Source organism: Streptomyces sp. NBC_01320, assembly GCF_035974375.1.
Taxonomy (GTDB): domain Bacteria; phylum Actinomycetota; class Actinomycetes; order Streptomycetales; family Streptomycetaceae; genus Streptomyces; species Streptomyces yanii.
This window is the reverse complement of sequence record NZ_CP108390.1, coordinates 3,901,966-3,921,013: the sequence shown is the minus strand read 5'-3', so window position 1 is coordinate 3,921,013 and position 19,048 is coordinate 3,901,966. Positions and strand designations below refer to the sequence as shown.

Genomic DNA, 19,048 nt, shown 5'->3' with positions numbered 1-19,048 from the left:
ACAGCATCCATTCATGGGCGTGGGACGTGAGAGCTGCCGACCTGTCGTCCAGCGAAATCGGTAGGCCGTGGCGATCGCGTCCATGGTTCGGGGGATCGGAGTGCGATGACGGAATCCGACGTGAAGGGCGCGGCAGCCGCCGGTGAAGGAATCGACCCCGGCGGCCCCGAGTCGATTGCCGCAGTGGTGATCGGCCGGGAGGCGGAGGTCGACCGGATCCTGCGGTCCCTCGACGTACGTGATGGCCTCCCCCAGGCTCTTCTCCTGCTCGGCGAGGCCGGATCCGGCAAGTCCCGGCTGCTCCGGGTTGCCGCGGAGACAGCCGAACGACGCCGCACCCGGGTCCTGTCGGCGCAGGGCTGGGGCTCCGAGGAGCCGCAGGCGTTCTCCACCCTGCATCAGCTGCTCCTGCCGGTGCTCGGCGCGCTCGACGCTCTGCCGGAGCACCAACGGCGGGCGCTTCGCTCCGCTTTCGGGCCGGCCCCGGAGGCCGGACTGCCGGAGATCAAGGCACTGGGCGCCGCGGTCCTGACACTCCTGGGGCACCTCGCGCAGGCACGCCCGGTCCTGCTGACCGTGGACGATCTGCAGGACTGCGATCGCGCGTCCCTGCATGTTCTCTTCTTTGTGACGCGACGCCTGATGAACCAGGCCGTGACCGTGCTGTTCACCGCACGCGGCGAGGCTCCCCCGGCCGGGGTCCCCGCGGATCTTCCCGTCCTGTCGCTCGGCCCGCTGTCGGACCGGGCGTCGGCCCTGCTTCTGGATGCGCAGCCAGGCGCACCCGCGGGAAGGGCCAGGCTGGACCTGCTCCGGCAGGCGGAGGGGAACCCGCTGGCGGTCGTCGAGCTGAGCCGGGCGGCGTACGGCGCAAGTGGGCCGGCAACGGCCGGCGCGGACCCGCGGCAGACCGCGCGGATCCAGCAGATGTTCGCCGCACGACTGGGCGAGCTCCCCGAGGAAACACAGCGCGCCCTGCTGTACGCCGCGGCCTCTTTACAGGAGGACGAACTCGTCACCGTCATGGCCGCATTGGGCGCCCACGACCTCACCGTGTGGGTCCGGGCGGAGGAAGCCGACCTGATCACCATCGCCGACGGCCGTCTCGCGTTCCGCAACCCGCTGATCCGCACCGCGGCATTCCACCGGTACGCCGCGAAGCAGCGGCAGCAGGTCCACCGGGATCTCGCCGCCGCACGAGGCCAGGTCCCCGCGCGTCGGGCCTGGCACCTGGCCGCAGCAGCCATCGGCCCGGAGGAAGCGGTGGCCACGGCCCTGGAGGAAGCCGCCACCCAGGCCGCGCAGACCGGAGACTGCTTCGCCTCGGCGAAGGCACTGGAACAAGCCGCGCGCTTCAGCGCCGGTGTCCACGACCGGGCTCGGCCTCTGGCCGGAGCGCTGGCCGCCGCGAGCGACGTCGGGGACCCGGAATGGGTGCGCGACCTGTACGAACGATTCACCCGGGTGAACCGCGACCCGGAACTGCTGTGCATCGCAGCCTGCGCCATGAGTGGAGCGCTGTCACTGCTCTCGTTCCAGCGGGAGGCCTTCGACCTCCTGCTCGACGTGTGGCAGCGCACGCCGCCGAGCCGTGCAACGACCTCCTTCGCACTGGCCGCGGTCGCCGCGGGGATCTCCCGCCAGTCCGGGCTGCCCGAGCATCGGCTGCGGTTGCCACGACTGCTCGACCACGCGGTCCGGGCAGCTCAGGCCGAGAAGGACCGGTGCGCACAGCAGGACGGGTTCTTCCACGAGCTCTCCGGGCCCGAGGTCCTCGCTTCCCTGGAGGCCGCCGTTTCGGTGGGAATCGATCCTGCCCTGCGGGACGGCAGCGACGCGCTGCGAAGGTTGACCGCCCCTCTCTCCGAACCCCTCGACGGTGCGCGCCGGCTGACCCGTCTGCTGGCGACCGCCTCGGTCGCCCACCACGTCGACGAGTCGGAGCTGTGCGCGGAGAAGTACCGGCAGGCAGGAGCCCTCCGTGGCACGCGGGGAACGCTGGGGCCGCGCGCATGGACGCTCGCGGCCCAGGTGGACACCCTCGTGAGCATCGGGCGGTGGGCCGAGGCCGAGGCGGTGATCGAGGAGGGCCGGTCAGCCGCCGCCGTCCACCGGTTGACCCGTGTCGACATGGACCTCGAAGCCCTGGAGGTGACCCTCCGCGCGCTTCGCGGCGAGACGATGCCGGACATCCCGTTCACCGGGCCCCACTGGCGCTCCGTCAGTCTGGACGAGAACCGGTCCACACACGCCAGGATGCTGCGGGCCTGCGGTCTGACCGCGATCGTCCTCGGGGACGGCGACCGGGCCTTCCGGCACTTGCGGGCGTTGTTCGGGGAGGACGGCTCACCCCTTGATCCCTTCCTGTCACCGCGCTCCATCAGCGAACTGGCTGCCGCCGCCCAGCGCATCGGCCGGCAGCAGGAGGCGGCGCGCATCCTCGGGGACGTACGGGAACGCCAGGGTGCGCGACCGACGACGCGGATGACGCTCCTGATGCATCATGCGGCGGCCCTCGTGAACGAGGATGCCGACCCCGAGCACCACTTCCGGCTGGCCCTGGTCAATCCGGAGGCGGAGAAGTGGCCCCTGGAGCGGGCCCGGGCCCGTCTGCACTACGCGATCTGGCTGCGCAGGCGCAGAAGGCCCCTGGAGGCCCGAGTGCAGCTGACCGCGGCGCTGGAGGTCGCGGCCCGGCTCGACGCCCGGCACCTAGCCGCGTCGGCTCGCGGCGAGCTGCGCGCGACCGGGGTGGCCCAGGCTCCCGCGTCGGCCGATCGCCTGGCCGAACTGACGGCCCAGCAACAGCAGATCGCCCGGCTGGCTGCGAGCGGACTGTCGAACCGCGAGATCGGCGAACGGCTCTTCCTTTCGCCGCGTACCGTGGGCTCGCACCTCTACAACGTCTATCCGAAGCTCGGCATCAGCAGCCGCCACCAACTGCGGGACCTCCTGCACGACAGGTGACGGGCAACGAACCAGAACCCCGAGGGGCCGCGCGAGAGGCGAACCGGATGCAGTCGGACCCCGAGGGGCAAGCGGGCGGAAGGCCCCCGTCGGCCGTGACCCTCGATCCGCTGGTGCAGCGGCTCGTCGACGCGTCCACGGCACCCCCCTTCCTGCACGAGCTGGGACCGGTCGACGGCCGACAGGCGTTGCGGGAATCTCAGATCCACCTGGTCGACGACTTCGAGGTGGACGCCACCTTCCACGTGGCGCCCGTGGGGCCCTCCGGCCTGGTCGGCTTCTGGATCTTCAGGCCGTTGGACCTCACCGGCCCTCTTCCCACGGTGCTCTACGCCCACGGGGGCCGGTGGATGCTGGGAGACGCACAGACCCACGCACGGCTCGTCAGCGAGCTCGTGCGGGGCGCGGGCGTGGCCGCTGTCGTCCCCGAGTACAGCCGTACTCCCGAGGTCCGCTACCCCGTGGCCCTCGAGGAGTGCTACGCGCTGATGACCTGGGTGGTCCGGCAGGCCGGCGCACTCGGGCTCGACGCCGACCGGCTGGCGGTCGGCGGAGACTGCGCCGGCGCCACCGTGGCCACGGCGCTCACGCTGATGGCGAAGTCGCGTGGCGGCCCGAGGGTGCGCGCCCAACTGCTGTACTACCCGCTCACCGACTCCCGCTGCGACAGCCCCTCCCAGCGGCAGTTCGCGACGGGCTATCTGCTCACCCGGGAGGCGCTGCGCTCGTACTGGCAGCAGTACGCCGACGATCCCGGGCAGCGGGACGAGCCGGCCGCGTCCCCCGTGCGTGCGAGCGTCGCGGAGCTCGCCGGGCTGCCACCGGCGCTGGTGATCACGGCGGAGGCCGACGTGACACGGGACGAGGGAGAGCGGTACGCGGACCGGCTGCGTCGGGCCGGCGTCGAGGTGACCTCAGCCCGATTCCTGGGCACGGTCCACGACTTCGTGTCGCTGACCGCGTTGCGCGACAGCCCGCCCACGCGGGCGGCCGTGCTGCTGGGAGGATCCTTCCTTCGCAGCCACCTGAGGTGAGGGCGGCTGCCCGCTGTGCCCGGCCAGGACGGAGTAGGTGGGGCCGGACCAGTCGGCCGACTGATGCGTCCGCCACCTGGGCGAAGGCACGCTGGCCTGTATGCCAACGAGTTTCGGTTCCTTCGCGGGAGACGGTGTCCACGTCCATGACTCCGCCACGCGGCGACGCCCGCGTCGGGTGCTGTGCACGAGCACCGTGCCCCTCAGCGAGAGTATGGACTTCTGGCACGACGCCGTCCTCGCGCAGCTCGTGGGGATGGACATCTCCGCGGAAGGGGGAACGTACGCCGCCACCATGCGTACGGACCACCTCGGCGACCTTCAGATCAGCACGGTCGAGTGCGATCCCGGAGTGGTCCACCGGGCCCCGCGCTTCATCGCCCGCGGCGACGGCCACGAGGTGTTCGTCGCCGTACTCACCCGGGGCCTCGCCCAGGTCGAGCAGGATGACCGCGCCACGGAGCTGCGACCGGGCGATGTCGCGTTCTTCGAGACCATTCGCCCCTTCCGTACACGGTTTCCCCAACGGTTCCAGTTGAAGATCTTCGCCGTGCCGCGAAACCTCCTGGGCCTGGCGGAGGCGGACCTCAGGCAGATCACGGCGAGGTCCATGCGCCCGGAGACCGGGCTGGCGGCCCTGCTCTCGCCGTTCATGTCGCGCCTGGCGGACACGTCCGAGTCGTACTCCCGGTCCGCCGCCGAGCAACTGGCCGGCAGCGCGGTGGACCTGCTGGCCGCGGCGGCGGCGCAGCAACTCGGCGCGGAGCCGACGAGCCTGCCCGGCGCCGACCGCGTCCTGCTGCTGCGCATCCACCGGTTCATCCGCTGGCATCTGGCGGAACCGGACCTCACCCCCGAGGCCGTCGCACGGGCCCATCACATCTCGGTGCGGTATCTGCACCGGCTGTTCGAGGGGGAGGGTACGACCGTCAGCCGTCGGATCCGTGAGCTGCGCATGCAGGAGTGCCGCCGGGAGCTGACGGCCACCGCCTCGCAGGGCGCCGGCGTGGGAAGCGTCGCCCGCCGCTGGGGATTCACCAGCACGTCCCATTTCGGACGGGCCTTTCGCCGGGAGTACGGGACGTCGCCGACCGAGTGGCTGCGACACGAGCAGGGCCGACGCTCCGTCGAGGGGGACGAGTGACATGCCGGTCCGAACGCCGCTGACGGACGGTGCGCCGCCGATGGACCTGTCCACGGAGACCGTCGGGCCCGCGGACAGGGTTCCGGCCTGGAAGCGGGCCCTTTCGCGGACCTACGTCGATCTGGACCTGGTCGTCCGGGAAGACCCGCGGTCCTGGAAGGGGTCCCTCAGGGCGGACCGGCTGGGATCGCTTCAGGTCGCCACCGAGGAGTCGGACCCCGTGAAGGTCCTTCGGACCCCGGAGGGCACGGCGGCGGACGGCCGCGCGTACATGTTCGCCCGCGTCCAGCTGGAGGGTTCGGCGTTGCTGTCCCAGGACGGCCGCGCCGCGCAGCTGCACCCGGGAGTCCTGGCCTTCTACGACGCGAGCCGACCGTTCACCCTTGTCCTGCCGGAGCCGCACCGGGCCCGTGTCCTGATGGTTCCCCGCGCGATGCTGAGGCTGGACGAGGCGGAGATGCGCCGGGTCACCGCGAGGGCGGTCGGCGACACGGCCGACAGACCGTCAGAACTGATTCTGCCGCTCCTGTCCGGGCTGGTGGGGGAGATCGGATCCGCCTCGCCCCAGGTACGCGAGCGACTCGCGCGCACCGTTACGGGTCTGCTCTCCACCCTGGCCGAAGGCCTGGTGGACACGGACGGGCGGCCCGCGGCCGAGGCGGGGCCGGTCACGGTGCTGGACCGGATCAAGGCCTCGGTCGAGTCGCGCCTCGGCGAGCCCGAGCTGTCTCCCCGGATGCTCGCCGACGAGCACCACATCTCCCTGCGCTACCTGCACAAGCTTTTCCACGCGCAGGGCACCACGGTCAGCGGCTGGGTACGCCAACGGCGACTCGAGGCGTGCAGGGCCGAACTGGCCCGTCCCGGCGCGGCCGACCTGACGATCTCGGCTATGGCCGCCCGTTGGGGTTTCATCAGCCCGGCCCACTTCAGCCGCGCCTTCCGCCAGGCCTACGGGGTGTCCCCGACCCAGTGGCGCGCGAGCGCCGGCACGCGGCAGCGGCGAACGGCCGACCGGGACCGTTCGGTCCGAGAGCCTGCCGGGTGACCTCTGATCGGGCGGCCCGCCCTGACTCGCACGCTTCCCGCGTTGCCGAAATGTCCTGGTAGCTCTTTCCCTAAGCTCTCAGCTTCGTTCGAGCAGGGGAGACCCCATCCGAGGACCTTCCACCGCCTTGGAATCGTACGCACCAGACCGCGTCAGCCATCTGATCGAAGGTCACCCGACAGGCTCTGAGGTGTACGACCGGAAACGAGAGCGGGCCCCGGACCACGATCCGGGTGCGGGGCCCGCGCCCCTTCACGACTGCGGCCTGGTCCAGGCGGCGTTCGAGGCCGAGAGGCGATGCCCGGCCACGGAAGTCGCCGTGAGCAGCACCAGCACCAGGCCCAGGGTGGGGGCGAGTCCGGCGTGCCGCAGGAGCACGGCACCGGCGAGGGCGCCGAGGAACATGGCGAGGACGGACAGGATCCGCCGACCGGGCCGGGGAACCGGCCCGGCAGAGGCGGAGTCCGCGGCCAGTCCCGTCAGGGTGAGGGTCAGGACGGTCGTGGTCATGTCGGGGACGCCGAGGCGCCGGGCGACCGCGTTCTGCAGCCCCATGGCGAGGCCGAGAAGCACGATCAGGGTGTACTCGACCGCGGTGGTCACCTTGCCGTGCGAGACCACCGTCGCGACGACGGCCGCAGCCACGAGCGCCGCCTGCAGTGCGGTGGCCGAGGTCAGCAGCCGCCCGCGGTGTGCCGCGAACCGGGTGCCGAATCGCCCTCCCGCCAGCGCGCCGACGAGGAAGGAGGCCAATGAGACGATGGAGGCGAGCGCGGACAGGCCCTCGGCACCCGCGAGGGCGAATCCCAGGAACACCACGTTCCCGGTCATGTTGGCGACGAAGACGTGCCCGAGCCCCAGATAGCTGACGGCGTCGACCAGGCCGGTCACCACCGTCATCATCAGCATGAGCGGCGGCAACGGGCCGTGCCGGTCCCCCGTGGGCGGAGCCAGCGTGCCGGCCACGTCAGTCAGCAGCTTGCGCATACCGAGTTGTTCCTTCCTTGACCGCGGGACGATGCAGTACCACACGGGTGAGCAGTCCGCTCACCGGACCGGCCACGATGGCCACGACCGGGACCCACAGGGGCCAGGGGGCCAGCCCGAGGGCGTGGTCGGCCGACCAGCGGCCTGGACCGGTGAGCGCCAGGACCACGGAGGCGACGACGAGGACCATCGGGTACTCGTAGCCGTCGTTCTGGACCCAGAGCCCGTTGTGCCGTTTGACGGTGCCGGCGACCGTCATCACCCCCATGGCGGCCATCGCCGCCGCAGGTGTGAGCAGACCGGCTGCCAGGAACAGGCCGGCACCGATCTGGCTGCCGCCCGCGGCGAGCGCGGTGAGCCGGCCGCCTCGGAAGCCGTCGTGGCGGAACTCCTCGGTTCCGCCCGCCAAGCCGTTGCCGCCCAGCCGGAAACTGATCTTCTGCACTCCGTGTCCGGCGATGAGGAGACCCACCACCAGCCGGAGGACCAACAGTCCGGTGTCCATTGCGTTCCTGCCCGCTCCTGACGTTCCGTCGATGCCCGGGTGATGAGGTCAGCCGGCAGCGTGAGCGCCGATGACGGCCTGCGCGTAGACGACCCCGAGGCCGTAGGCACCGGCGTGCTCCTTCACGACCTCCGTGACGGGGACGTACGTCTCCGTCCGCGCCCAGTCGCGCTGGAGCTCCAGCAGCACCTGCACCCAGGTCACCGGAATCGCGCCGCCCTGGACCATGCGCTGGATGGCGTGCTCGTGCGCCTGCGGGCTGACACCACCGGACGCGTCCGTGACGACGTAGACCTCGTAGCCCTGGGAGAGGGCGGACAGCGTGGGAAGCACGACGCAGACCTCGGTCCACAGGCCGGCGATGACGATCTTCTTACGACCGGTCGCCTTGACGGCTTCGACGAAGGGGACGTCCTCCCAGGCGTTCATCGAGGTGCGGTCGATGATCTTCTGGTCCGGGAAGACCGCCGCGAGCTGCGGCAGGATCGGGCCCGAGAACGACTCGGCGGCCACGGTGCTCAGCACGACGGGGACGCCGAAGACCTTGGCGGCCTTCGCCAGGCCCACGGTCGAGTTGATGATCGCGGTGCGGTCGCCGCTGGCGGCGGCGAAGAACATCTGCGGCTGGTGGTCCACGAACAGCACCGCGCAGTTGTCGGGGGTCAGCAGGTCGGGGCTGGGGACCGCGGTGACCTCGGAGATGTCGACCATGAGAGAGCCTTTCCATGAGAAATGTGATCGCGGACAGACGTCCGCTGCTGAGAACAACCGTCCGCAGGACGGCGCGAGGTGGGGGGTGGTGTCCCGGGAGGGGCGGCTCGTGAGCGGGCCTCTCCCGGGAGATCAGAGCGAGAAGCAGGGGTCGAAGACCGTGCTCTCGGTATCCGGGGCCAGGCCTCGACGGGCGCGCCACTGCCGGTGCTGCTCGGACTCCGCGACGGCCTGGCCGAGCAACTCGGCCTGGCGGGCGCCCGACGGGCCGATACGCGGCGTGGCCCGGTAGCCGCCGAAGTGCGCGACCGGGCTCCACTCGGGGCTGACCGGCGGCAGCTCTTCGTCGAGGCCCTCGTACTCGGCGGCGGCGTAGACGATCCGGCCGCCGACGACCGTCAGCAGGGATTCGATGTGCGCGATGTCCGGCTCGGGCACGGCGAAGTAGTCCTCGGACAGGACCGCGAGGTCGCCGAGACAGCCCGGGCGCAGGACGCCCTTGACGCCCTCCTCGCCGGTCAGCGCGGCACCGGCTTCGGTGAACATCGACAGCGCCGTCCGCCGGTCCACGCGGTTGTGCGGCGGGCGCACGACCAGGTCGCCGACGGTGCGACCGGTGACCAGCCAGTGCAGTGCGACCCACGGGTTGTACGTGGAGACCCGGGTGGCGTCGGTGCCGGCGCCGACGGTCAGGCCGCGCTCCAGCATGGCCCGGATCGGAGGGGCGTCCGCGGCGGCGCCGGTGCCGTAGCGGCGAACGAACGCCTCACCCTGGAAGGACAGCCGGTTCTGCACGGACATGGCGCCGCCGAGGGCGGCGATGCGATCGAGGCTGTCCGCGGAGACGGTCTCCGCGTGGTCGAACAGCCACCGGTTTCCGGCCGGGAAGAGTCCGTCCGCGGCAAGTTTCTCGAATATCGCGAGATCGCGTCGGATGGTGTCGTCGTAGGTGGCGTGCAGCCGGAATCCCCAGCCGTTCTCCATGAGCAGGCGTACGGCCTTCTCGAACTCTGCCTCATAGCCGGGGGCGAGTTCCGGGCGCGGCTGGGCGAAGTTCTCGAAATCCGCTGCCGCCCAAGTGAGATTCTCACCCGCACCGTTGAGGCGCAGCCATTCGTCCCCGTCCTCGGGGCGGGCCATTTCGATCCAGCGGGCGAGGTCGTCGATTTCCTGTCCGGCGGTCTGCGGGAAAAGATGATAGGCGATGCGCAGCGACAGTTGACCGGCCCTGGCCAGTTCGACGACCGTGCTGTAGTTGTCGGGGAAATTCTGGAATCCCCCCGCCGCGTCGATTGCCGACGTGAGCCCGAACCTGTTCAGTTCCCGCAGGAAATGGCGGGTGGAGGTCTTCTTGTCCTCACCATCCAGCACCGGGGCCTTGGCCAGAGTCGAGTAGAGGATCAGGGCACTCGGGGCGGCCAGCAACATGCCCGTGGGCTCGCCGTCCCGGCCCCGTACGATCTGGCCACCCTTCGGGTCCGGGGTGTCCCTGGTGTATCCGGAGGCCTTGAGCGCCGCCCGGTTGAGCACCGCCGACTGGTACAGGTGCAGAACGAACACCGGGGTGTCCGGCGCGGCGGCGTTCAGCTCGGCGACGGTCGGCAGCCGCCGTTCGGCGAACTGCTCGGCCGACCAACCCCCCACCACCCGCACCCACTGGCCCTTGGGCGTGCGGGCCGCCTGCTCACGCAGCATCGCCAGACCCTGTCGCAGCGTGGGGACGCCGTCCCAGCGCAGCTCCAGCACGTAGTTGAGCCCGCCCCGGATGACGTGCAGGTGGGAGTCGTTGAGGCCGGGGACCACCCGGCGGCCGAGGGCGTCGACCACTCTCGTGGCCGGGCCGACATGGGGAGCCACGTCCCTGTCGTCGCCGACGACCGTGATGACGCCGTCCCGGACGGCGATCGCCTCGGCCTGCGGCCGGACCGGGTCTCCGGTGTGAATCTTCGCGTTGCGAACCACGAGGTCCGCGGCGTTGTCGGTGGCGCTGGGAACCAGCCCACCGACCGGCATCGTGGACACCTTCGACAACCTCCTGCGGGATGAAACAACGTCGATTTCCGTCTACATCGACGTCCGACCTCGGCGGCAGCGACGGGCGCGAGAGAGCCGGGGCACGCCAAATCACTGCGCCCACGCGCCATCAGGCCGAATCCCCGGTGGGCTTTCCGCTCCATGCGCAAGCCCGAACCCCGGCAGCCCGCAACTGCTCTGCCGGCAGGCTATTTCGAGCCGAAGCGCCTGTGTGTCCCGGCAGTGCACTGGAGGCGTTCCGGGAGTGCACTGCCTCGCCCAGGTCTGTTCCGTAATCCCTGGCGGGCGCACGACGACAGCTGCGGCACCTCGCCGCGTTGCCGGAACACCCGAATACACCCAGTATGAGGACGCCCCTCCGCCCTGCGATGCACCCCATCCGACGCCGCGCGCTGATCCACCAGGGACTTCGGGACAGCCCTTGGACCGACCGGCAAGACGTGCACTTCGAGGCCGGCTCCGGTGCGTTGGTGGTCAATCTCCGCCGCCCTCAGGGTTTTAGCGTGGTCAGGGACGGCCCCGCAGATCTATATGTCCGGCCCGGATTCGCCTCGCCGGAGAGACCGGCGCATCACATGAAACTCAGGAGACTCACATGTCCGACGTCGTGGAGCCGGTCCAGCCGGTGCTGGAGCCGGCGGCAGCCGCGTTCGCCGAGGCGACCGCCAATCCGCCCTACCTCTTCGACCTGCCGCCCGCCGAGGGGCGCAAGGCGGTCGACGAGGTGCAGTCCGGCGAGATCGACAAGCCGCAGACCGACGAGGAGTGGATCACTGTCCCGGGCGGTCCGACGGGCAGTGTCCGCGCGCGCATCGTCAGGCCCGCCGGCGTGGAGGGGTCCCTGCCGGTGATCCTCTACATCCACGGCGCCGGCTGGGTGTTCGGCAACGCGCACACCCACGACCGCCTGGTGCGCGAACTCGCCGTCGGCGCCAGCGCCGCCGTGGTCTTCCCCGAGTACGACCTCTCCCCGGAGGTCCGCTACCCGGTCGCCATCGAGCAGAACTACGCGGTCGCCCGATGGGTCGTCCAGCAGGGTACGTCCAAGGGCCTCGACGGCACCCGGCTGGCCGTTGCCGGCGACTCCGTCGGCGGCAACATGACCGCCGCACTGACGCTGATGGCCAAGGAGCGCGGCGACGTACCGCTGGTCCAGCAGGTTCTCTTCTACCCGGTCACCGACGCGAACTTCGACACCGGCTCCTACCACCAGTTCGCCACGGGCTACTTCCTGCGCCGCGACGGCATGCAGTGGTTCTGGGACCAGTACACCACCGACGAGGCCGAACGCGCCCAGATCACCGCCTCCCCGCTGCGGGCCACCACCGAGCAGCTCACCGGGCTGCCGCCGGCCCTGGTCATCACCGGCGAGGCCGACGTACTGCGCGACGAGGGCGAGGCCTACGCCAACAAGCTCCGCGAGGCCGGCGTCCCCGTCACCGCCGTCCGCTTCCAGGGCATCATCCACGACTTCGTCATGCTCAACGCCCTGCGCGAGACCCACGCCGCCCAGGCCGCCATCACGTTGGCCATCAGCGCCCTGCGCACCGCGCTCCACGCCGGCTGACACCGCGCTCCATGCTCATTTCCGAGAACCACCCGACAACAAGGAGAACAACCCGAGCATGACCACAAACCCGACCCCCACAGCCGTTCTCGTGCACGGAGCCTTCGCGGACGCCGCCAGCTGGACCGGGGTCATCGCGGAGCTTCAGAACCACGGCATTCCCGTGGTCGCGCCGCCGAACCCGCTGCGCGGCCTGGTGTCCGACGCCGCGTACATCGCTTCCGTGGCTGCTCAGATCGAGGGTCCGGTAGTGCTTGTCGGCCACTCCTACGGCGGTGCGCTCATCTCTGTGGCAGGCACCGTGGAGAACGTCGTCGGGCTGGTCTACATCGCGGCCTATGTCACCGAAGAGGGCGAGAGCCTCGGCGAGTTGCAGGGCCGCTTCCCGCTCTCGCCGCTCGTCAGCAACCTGAAGGAGATGACATACCCCGTGGAGGGCGCTGAGCCTGCGGTCGAGGTCACCATCAAGGCCGAGGCGTTCGGGGACATCTTTGCCGCCGACGTCCCGGCCGCCGTCACCAAGGTTCTGGCGGTGACGCAACGTCCTCTGGCCGCCTCGGCGTTCACGGAGACCGCCTCGGCCGCCGCGTGGAAGACCAAGCCCTCCTGGGCTCTCGTCGCCGGCGCGGACCAGGCGATCAACCCCGAGGTCGAGCGCTTCGGCGCGAAGCGGGCCGGGGCGACGATCGTCGAGATCGAGGGCGCCTCCCACGCCGTGGCCGTGTCCCGGCCCGAGGAGGTCGCCGAACTGATCCGCGATGCGGTACGCGCGACGAGCTGACGAGGCGACAGGTGGCGTATACGGCCGTGCGGCCGAACTCTCCGGACGGGGAGTTCGGCCGCACGGCCTTCGGTCTTGGCGCAGCGTGAGATCCCGCTGCGGGCTTCTTCACCGGCGCGGCACCGTGACCACCACGACCAGGACTGCCAGTAGCGCGCCGGCGGCGAGGGCAGGGGCCGGGGAGCAAGCGGCCACCAGGATGCCGACCGCGGCGACGGGATACGGAATCCACTCGGCCGCGGTTCTTTGGTGGGGTCGCAGGTGGACGGCCCAGACGGTGATCAGGAAGACGGCCGCGGGGACGGTGACCGCCGCGCCGGCGGCCAACGGCGAGGCGTCCGTCGAACGCGTGACGTGATCGGCGTACGCGGCCAGGCCGGCTCCCTCGGCGGTCGCCGAAGCGAAGATCAGGTAGTGGCCGTAGGCCCAGATGAATCTCCTGCGGTGGGCCCGGTGCGTCGTAGCGAGCAGGGTGTGCGCGGGTCTGGCGAAGTACAGCCACCACATGGCGTAGGCCATGAACAGGCCACCGGCCGCCACCGCGTACAGCGAACCGGTGCCTTGGTGCCGGTCGAAGGCGCCCCGGACGGCGACGGTGGCCGCCGCGACTGACTCCCCGAGGACGATCAGGGTGAAGAGTTCATAGCGCTCGGCAATGTGGCGCGGATGCCATGGGGTCATCCCGGCGGACTGCGCCCACACCGGGACGGAGACCTCGGCGACGATCATCACGACCATGCCCGGCAGCCGCGCCGAGGCCGGGAGACCGAGCAGTCCGACCCACCCGATCTGGCACATCGTCACCCCAACGGCGAAGCGCAGAGTGGTCGGCCGCCGAGCGGGGTCGGACCACGCGGCACGCAGCCACAGGGCGGCCAGCGCCGTGCGCAGCACGACGTATCCGGCCGTGATGACCCGCAGATCACCCTCCTCGAACGCGCTGGGAACACCGGCGGCGAGCACGAGCGACCCGGTGATCTGGACCAACACCGTCAGCCGGTACGGGAGGTCGTCCGGGTCGTAGGCGGATGCGAACCAGGTGAAGTTCATCCACGCCCACCAGATGGTGAAGAAGATCAGCGCGAAGCGCAGGACTCCGGTGGCGTACTCCCCATCGTTCAGCGCCTCGTGCAGACTCCCGGACGCCTGCGCCACCGCGATGACGAAGCACAGGTCGAAGAGGAGTTCCAGCGGGGTGGCGGACCTGTGCGGCTCGCCGGGGTCGCGGCCCGGCATGGTGCGCCATCGCCTGGGTGCCGGGTCGGTGTGGGCGATCGGTGGGCGGTTCAGCGGAGGGCTCCGAGCGCGGCCTCCACCGTCCGGTGGAAGGTGGGATACGTGTACATCATGTGCTGGAGGCGGTCGACGGGTATTTCGGCGTGGACGGCCACGTTCAGCCCGTAGAGCACCTCTCCTCCCGCCGGCCCCGCCGACGTCGCGCCGACCAGTACCCCCCGGTCGGTGTCCTCGACGAGCTTGATGAACCCCTCATTGCCCGGCCCGTGGATCCACCCCCGCGTGGAGGAGGAAAGGGGCAGCACGCCGGTGCGCACCCGCAGCCCCTGCTCCCGTGCCTGACTCTCCGTCAGTCCCACGGCGCCGATCTCCGGGTCGGTGAAGGTGACACGGGGCAGCGCCCGGTAGTCGGCATCGGGACCGGGCCGGCGGAGTATGTCCCGAACCGCGATCTCGGCCTGGTACATCGACACGTGGGTGAAGGCACCCCGGCCGGTGATGTCACCAACCGCCCACAGCCCGTCCGCGGCCCGCATCTGCCCGTCCGTGTGCACGACTCCCGCGGTCGGATCGAGCCCCACCGAGTCGACCGCCAGCGGAGCAAGGTCGGCGTGACGCCCGGCGGCGACCAGCAGTCTTTCGGCACGCAGCGGCTCCCCGCCCCCTTCCAACCGGATGGTGAACGCCGTGCCGTCATGGCCGACCTGCCGCACCCGAGCGCCTGTCAGGACGGTGACCCCGTTCGCCCGCAGAGCCTGCGCCGCCAGCTCCCCAGCCTCCGGCTCCTCCTGTGACAGCAGCCGTTCCTGCCCCTCGATCACCGTGACCACACACGTGAAGCGGGCGAAGACCTGCGCGATTTCGACGCCGATGGCGCCTCCGCCGAGCACGACCATCGACTCCGGCAGCTCCTTGGCCGCCACGGCATCCCGGTTGGTCCAGTACGGCGCTCCCTCGAGGCCTGGCACCGGAGGGATCCGGGGCTTCGTGCCGGTGGCCAGCACGACACCGCGCCGGGCCTCGAAGGTACGGTCGCCGACCGCCACCTGGCGCGGCCCTGTGAGGCGACCTGCTCCCCGGACGAGCCGACCGCCCTTGGCCGCGAGCCGGTCGACCGCGACCTGGTCGTTCCAGCCATCGGTCGCCTCGTTGCGAATACGCCCGGCGACGCGGCCCCAGTCCGGAGTCACGACCACCTCACCGGCGAGAGCAGGGATGCGGCCCGCCTCGGCGAGCAGATTCCCGGCCCGGATCATCATCTTGCTGGGCACGCACGCCCAGTACGGACACTCGCCGCCGACGAGTTCCGCCTCGACCCCGACCACGTCGAGTCCGGCCTCGGCCAGCGTGCCCGCGACGTACTCGCCGCCCGGCCCCAGCCCGACGACCACCACATCCACCTGCTCGCTCGTACTCATGTCTCTCCTCGCTCCCGGCTCAACGGGCGTGGGTTGCCCGGCCGAGGCTAGAGCGGCAGGGCAACCGCCCATGCCTGCCAGTGCACGGGGTCCTGCCCGAGAGCGAACGCCTCGCACATGCGGCGGACACAGTGCGCCGGCAGGTGTCACCACGTGCGCTACCGGTCAATGCGCCCTGCGGCAGGGCACCTAGCGTCACTCGGGTACACGCAGCACGGCATCGCAGGAGGCGGACCATGACCAGCAGTTCCAAGCCCTTGAGCAGCAGCCAGCCGTGGCTGCATCAGAAGGGCGAGGTGATCCAGGAATTCGGCACCGTCAAGCAGTTCCCGATCGGCCTGTCCTACGAGGCGCGGATGTACTCCTGCCAGCGCCTGAACAAGGTTTTGGCGGATACCCAGATCCTCTACGGCCTCTACAAGAAGCATCACTGGCTGATGCGCGGCGCGACCTTCTACCAACTGCACCTGGTCCTGGACAAGCACGCGGGGGAACAGCTCGAACTCGTCGACACCATCGCCGAACGCGTCCAGTCCCTGGGCGGCGTCGCGTTGGGCGACCCCAGGCACGTAGCGGAGATCACGTCGATCCCGCGTCCTCCGGACGGCGTGGAGCAGGTGCCGGCCATGCTGTCACGGCTCCTCGAGGCCCATGAGGCCATTCTCATCGACGCCCACGCCGCCGCTGCAAGGACGGCCGAGCTGGGGGACGACGGCTCCAACGACCTGCTCGTCTCCCAGGTGATCCGCACCGGCGAGCTCCAGGCATGGTTCCTGGCCGAGCACCTGGTCGACACGCCACTGGTCCGCGCCTGAGAGCCTGTCGGACGGAAGCGACGGGGAGACGGCCGCACGCGGCATCCCGCACCGGGCCCGGGACGGACTGGTGACCCGGCCGCCGCGGGGTGGTCCCGCTGCCGAAGGACTGTCCGTCCCCGCCGGGGTGGTCACGGGGATGGGTGCCGCCTCCGGCGGGATCACCCTGCCGGCCGGGTCCGCAGGCGAGGAGCAAATGTTTGCGGAAAGATTCTGCAACGCCTTGCGGTCGTGGTGGCTGCCCTGCTTGACTCGCCTGCCGACAGCCACAGTTGCCGGTCGGCCGGAGAGGAACACCCATGAGCGCCGAGACCGATGTCCTCGTCCTGGGAGGCGCGGGCGTCGACACGATCGTGTACGTGCCGGAGCTGCCCCTCCCGTACGCCGACAGCTACATGATCCGCCCGGGGATCGAGACGCGGGCGGGGCAGACCGGGGACTTCGTCGCGTTGGGGGTGAGCGCCCTGGGCCTGCGCGCGCATCACCTCGACATGATCGGCGACGACCACGCAGGTGACCTGATCCGGGCGCTGCACCGCGACCGTGGCATCGCACTCACCGAGGTTCCGCTGCCCGGCGGTACCAAGCGCGCCGTCAATCTCGTCGGCCCCGACGGGCGACGGTTGTCCCTGTACGACGACAGCCGGTCGCAGGAGGGGGACAGGCTGCCCGCGGCGACGGTCCGGTCCCTGGCCACGGCGAGCCGTCATGCCCATGTCTCGATCACCTACCCGTGCGCCTTCGCTCTTCCCGTGCTGCGGGAGGCCGGAGTGACGATCTCGACCGACCTGCACAACTGGGACGGCGTCAACCCCTACCACGAGCCGTTCGCCCACGAGGCGGACCTCGTCTTCGTCTCCGCCGTCGCCCTGGCCGACCCGGAGCGGACCATGCGACGGGTCGCCGAGCGGGGACGTGCCCAGGTGGTCGTTGCCACGGCCGGAGCCGAGGGCGCCCATCTGCTGGCCGACGGCGAGATGACCCGGATTCCGGCCGTCACGCCCCCGGGGCCGGTGGTGGACTCCAACGGCGCCGGTGACGCCTTTGTGTCCGGCTTCCTCCTCGGGTGGCTGGGCGGCGAACCGCCGCAGCGGTGCGGCCTCTACGGTGCGGTGGCCGGAGCCCACGCCTGCACGGTGGAGTCGACGCGAACCGACCCGATCGGCCGTGACGAACTCCTCGCCCGTGTCGCGGAGTCGGAGGGTGCGAAACGGGGCCACGGGCGGGACCGTCAGTCCCAGGGTGTCTCCGGCGGGCGGGCTGGTGCCGGGCCGAGGGTGGTGGTGCCCGGACTGGAGCGGTGACCGAGACCGGTGCGGTAGGCGTCCATGGCTGCTTCGGTGCGGCCCTCGCTGCGCAGCAGGTCGCCCAGGAGCCGGCAGATGTCGGCGAGGTCGCCCGCCGCTCCGGCACGTTCGAGCAGGGAGAGCGCGGTGACATAGTGCTCCTCGGCGGCCTCGGCGTCACCGGATTCCTCGGCGATCAGGCCGAGCAGTCGATGGGCTCCGCCCGCGTGGACCGCGCCGCGGTCGGGGTGGAGACCGCCGAGCAGGTCGCGCAACAGGGCCGCGGCCTCGTCGGCCTTGCCGCGGCGGCGAAGTACATCGGCGAGCTCCACCTCGACCTGGGAGGTGTAGAGGGCGGCGCGCTTGGAGATCAGCATGGAGTGCGCGGTGCGCAGTTCGCTTTCCGCCTTCTCCAGGTCGTCGTGCTGGGCGTGGACGTAGCCGCGCATCCAGTGGCAGTGGGCGAGTTCGGTGCGCATCTGCAGTTGCTGGTAGAGCTCGGCCGCCTTGGCGAGCGCGGCATCGGCGGCTGCTGCCCGGCCCTCCGCGATGAGGGTGCGGGCCACCGAGCGGTGCATGGAGGCGACCAGCGCGGGATCGGAGACCTGCGGAGCCAGCGCCAGAGCCAGATCGGCGGCCTGCGCGGCGCGGGCGTGCGCTCCCAGGTCCATGTAGGGCGCGATGGAGGCGGTGTAGAGCTGGAGCAGGGCGCCGGGGTCCTGCAGGCCCGAGGTGTTCAGTTCGTCGAGGGCGCTTTCCAGCAGGTAGCAGGAGTAGCGAAGTTCGCCTGCGAGGAAGTGGGCGACCGCCCGGCCGCGTACCGCTCGGGCCCGCTCGGGCAGGGGTGCGTCGGCGAGTTGCTGCTCGGCGGCCCCGAAGTGGGCACGCGCATCGGCGAGTTCACCCGTCTCCAGGGCGCATTCACCCAGGCCGGTGAGGGCAGTGGCCTGTTCGGTCCGCAGGCCGTACTCCTCGGCCCGGGCGAGCAGCCGCTCGTACTCCACGGCCGCATCGGCCGCGTCTCCGGTGGCCAGGATCCGCTGCGCGTCGGCCAGGCGAAGCCGGAGCGCGGTGGCGAGATGGCTGGGGCGCCCGGTGGCGAGCTCCTCGTACGAGACGTCGAGCCGCTCGGCGAGGTGGCGCAGCGCCGCCTCGGAGGGCCGGACCTTTCCGGCCTCCAGGGTGGAGATGTACGCGGCCGTGTAGGAGGGCTCGGCCAGCCGGCGCTGGGTCAGCTCACGCTCCTTGCGGAGCCGCTTCACCCGTTCGCCGATCACGAGAGGGGCGTCCTGGCCCACCGGGCGGTCAGGCCGCTCCGGTACGCCGCGCGCGGGGGTTCCCGCTGCCTCGTCGGCCGCGGCTGCCCGGCCGGTCCCTGACATCGTGCCTGCTCCTCCGCTGTCGGCTGCTCGGTACGGGTGAACGTCCCACGCGGCAGCAAGGACGGATGTGTGCACGGTTCGTTTCCCATGGCCGGATTCTTCGGTGGGATGTGCAAGCGCAACCTTAGGGCTC

15 protein-coding genes are annotated in these 19,048 nt (G+C 71.0%); 8 read left to right on the top strand and 7 right to left on the bottom strand.

Annotated elements, in window-relative coordinates:
- Nucleotides 1-105: 105 nt before the first annotated feature.
- From OG395_RS17885 to OG395_RS17870, 4 genes are all read left to right on the top strand, one after another.
- A complete protein-coding gene (locus OG395_RS17885; protein WP_327243857.1) occupies nucleotides 106-2,967 on the top strand; it encodes an ATP-binding protein in 2,862 nt (953 codons plus the stop codon).
- A gap of 95 nt (nucleotides 2,968-3,062) precedes the next feature.
- A complete protein-coding gene (locus OG395_RS17880) occupies nucleotides 3,063-4,001 on the top strand; it encodes an alpha/beta hydrolase (protein ID WP_327243856.1) in 939 nt (312 codons plus the stop codon).
- A gap of 100 nt (nucleotides 4,002-4,101) precedes the next feature.
- On the top strand, nucleotides 4,102-5,145 hold the full coding sequence (locus tag OG395_RS17875; protein ID WP_327243855.1) for a helix-turn-helix domain-containing protein: 1,044 nt from the start codon (nucleotides 4,102-4,104) through the stop codon (nucleotides 5,143-5,145).
- Between the two features lies 1 nt (nucleotide 5,146).
- Nucleotides 5,147-6,193 carry a helix-turn-helix domain-containing protein gene (locus OG395_RS17870; RefSeq protein ID WP_327243854.1) on the top strand — a complete coding sequence of 349 codons (1,047 nt, stop codon included), beginning with the start codon at nucleotides 5,147-5,149 and terminating at the stop codon, nucleotides 6,191-6,193.
- A 252-nt stretch (nucleotides 6,194-6,445) separates the two neighbouring features.
- On the opposite strand, the gene OG395_RS17865 is transcribed toward OG395_RS17870, so the two are convergent.
- From OG395_RS17865 to OG395_RS17850, 4 genes are all read right to left on the bottom strand, one after another.
- Nucleotides 6,446-7,180, bottom strand: a complete 735-nt coding sequence (locus OG395_RS17865) for a YoaK family protein (protein WP_327243853.1) — start codon at nucleotides 7,178-7,180, stop codon at nucleotides 6,446-6,448.
- Complete coding sequence (locus tag OG395_RS17860) at nucleotides 7,161-7,685, bottom strand: DoxX family protein (protein WP_327243852.1); 525 nt, start codon at nucleotides 7,683-7,685, stop codon at nucleotides 7,161-7,163. The genes OG395_RS17865 and OG395_RS17860 overlap by 20 nt, the downstream gene beginning before the upstream one ends.
- 48 nt (nucleotides 7,686-7,733) lie before the next feature.
- Complete coding sequence (locus tag OG395_RS17855) at nucleotides 7,734-8,396, bottom strand: hydrolase (protein WP_327243851.1); 663 nt, start codon at nucleotides 8,394-8,396, stop codon at nucleotides 7,734-7,736.
- Nucleotides 8,397-8,528: 132 nt separating this feature from the next.
- Nucleotides 8,529-10,409: an amidohydrolase gene (locus OG395_RS17850; RefSeq protein ID WP_327249374.1), complete on the bottom strand. Its 1,881-nt coding sequence runs from the start codon at nucleotides 10,407-10,409 to the stop codon at nucleotides 8,529-8,531.
- A gap of 616 nt (nucleotides 10,410-11,025) precedes the next feature.
- Between OG395_RS17850 and OG395_RS17845 the strand changes: the two genes are divergently transcribed.
- A complete protein-coding gene (locus tag OG395_RS17845; protein ID WP_327243850.1) occupies nucleotides 11,026-11,997 on the top strand; it encodes an alpha/beta hydrolase in 972 nt (323 codons plus the stop codon).
- Nucleotides 11,998-12,055: 58 nt separating this feature from the next.
- A complete protein-coding gene (locus tag OG395_RS17840) occupies nucleotides 12,056-12,778 on the top strand; it encodes an alpha/beta fold hydrolase (protein WP_327243849.1) in 723 nt (240 codons plus the stop codon).
- A 108-nt stretch (nucleotides 12,779-12,886) separates the two neighbouring features.
- On the opposite strand, the gene OG395_RS17835 is transcribed toward OG395_RS17840, so the two are convergent.
- Nucleotides 12,887-14,014: a low temperature requirement protein A gene (locus OG395_RS17835; RefSeq protein WP_327243848.1), complete on the bottom strand. Its 1,128-nt coding sequence runs from the start codon at nucleotides 14,012-14,014 to the stop codon at nucleotides 12,887-12,889.
- A gap of 50 nt (nucleotides 14,015-14,064) precedes the next feature.
- A complete protein-coding gene (locus OG395_RS17830) occupies nucleotides 14,065-15,432 on the bottom strand; it encodes a dihydrolipoyl dehydrogenase family protein (RefSeq protein ID WP_327243847.1) in 1,368 nt (455 codons plus the stop codon).
- A gap of 236 nt (nucleotides 15,433-15,668) precedes the next feature.
- Here OG395_RS17830 and OG395_RS17825 point away from each other — a divergent pair, with 236 nt between their 5' ends.
- Both OG395_RS17825 and OG395_RS17820 read left to right on the top strand, forming a co-directional pair.
- A complete protein-coding gene (locus OG395_RS17825; RefSeq protein WP_327243846.1) occupies nucleotides 15,669-16,247 on the top strand; it encodes a Dps family protein in 579 nt (192 codons plus the stop codon).
- Nucleotides 16,248-16,546: 299 nt separating this feature from the next.
- Nucleotides 16,547-17,551, top strand: a complete 1,005-nt coding sequence (locus OG395_RS17820; protein WP_327243845.1) for an adenosine kinase — start codon at nucleotides 16,547-16,549, stop codon at nucleotides 17,549-17,551.
- Here the strand turns inward: OG395_RS17820 and OG395_RS17815 are convergent.
- Nucleotides 17,479-18,915 carry a helix-turn-helix transcriptional regulator gene (locus OG395_RS17815; RefSeq protein WP_327243844.1) on the bottom strand — a complete coding sequence of 479 codons (1,437 nt, stop codon included), beginning with the start codon at nucleotides 18,913-18,915 and terminating at the stop codon, nucleotides 17,479-17,481. The two genes, OG395_RS17820 and OG395_RS17815, sit on opposite strands and share 73 nt — an antisense overlap.
- Nucleotides 18,916-19,048 lie beyond the last annotated feature (133 nt).

What these genes read in the sequence shown, in the direction of transcription:
- OG395_RS17870 (WP_327243854.1), top strand. Translation starts at nt 5,147, where the DNA reads ATGCCGGTCCGAACGCCGCTGACGGACGGTGCGCCGCCGATGGACCTG.
- OG395_RS17830 (WP_327243847.1), bottom strand. Translation starts at nt 15,432, where the DNA reads ATGAGTACGAGCGAGCAGGTGGATGTGGTGGTCGTCGGGCTGGGGCCG.
- OG395_RS17815 (WP_327243844.1), bottom strand. Translation starts at nt 18,915, where the DNA reads ATGTCAGGGACCGGCCGGGCAGCCGCGGCCGACGAGGCAGCGGGAACC.
- OG395_RS17875 (WP_327243855.1), top strand. Translation starts at nt 4,102, where the DNA reads ATGCCAACGAGTTTCGGTTCCTTCGCGGGAGACGGTGTCCACGTCCAT.
- OG395_RS17865 (WP_327243853.1), bottom strand. Translation starts at nt 7,180, where the DNA reads ATGCGCAAGCTGCTGACTGACGTGGCCGGCACGCTGGCTCCGCCCACG.
- OG395_RS17840 (WP_327243849.1), top strand. Translation starts at nt 12,056, where the DNA reads ATGACCACAAACCCGACCCCCACAGCCGTTCTCGTGCACGGAGCCTTC.
- OG395_RS17885 (WP_327243857.1), top strand. Translation starts at nt 106, where the DNA reads ATGACGGAATCCGACGTGAAGGGCGCGGCAGCCGCCGGTGAAGGAATC.
- OG395_RS17835 (WP_327243848.1), bottom strand. Translation starts at nt 14,014, where the DNA reads ATGCCGGGCCGCGACCCCGGCGAGCCGCACAGGTCCGCCACCCCGCTG.
- OG395_RS17850 (WP_327249374.1), bottom strand. Translation starts at nt 10,409, where the DNA reads ATGCCGGTCGGTGGGCTGGTTCCCAGCGCCACCGACAACGCCGCGGAC.
- OG395_RS17845 (WP_327243850.1), top strand. Translation starts at nt 11,026, where the DNA reads ATGTCCGACGTCGTGGAGCCGGTCCAGCCGGTGCTGGAGCCGGCGGCA.
- OG395_RS17820 (WP_327243845.1), top strand. Translation starts at nt 16,547, where the DNA reads ATGAGCGCCGAGACCGATGTCCTCGTCCTGGGAGGCGCGGGCGTCGAC.
- OG395_RS17860 (WP_327243852.1), bottom strand. Translation starts at nt 7,685, where the DNA reads ATGGACACCGGACTGTTGGTCCTCCGGCTGGTGGTGGGTCTCCTCATC.
- OG395_RS17855 (WP_327243851.1), bottom strand. Translation starts at nt 8,396, where the DNA reads ATGGTCGACATCTCCGAGGTCACCGCGGTCCCCAGCCCCGACCTGCTG.
- OG395_RS17825 (WP_327243846.1), top strand. Translation starts at nt 15,669, where the DNA reads ATGACCAGCAGTTCCAAGCCCTTGAGCAGCAGCCAGCCGTGGCTGCAT.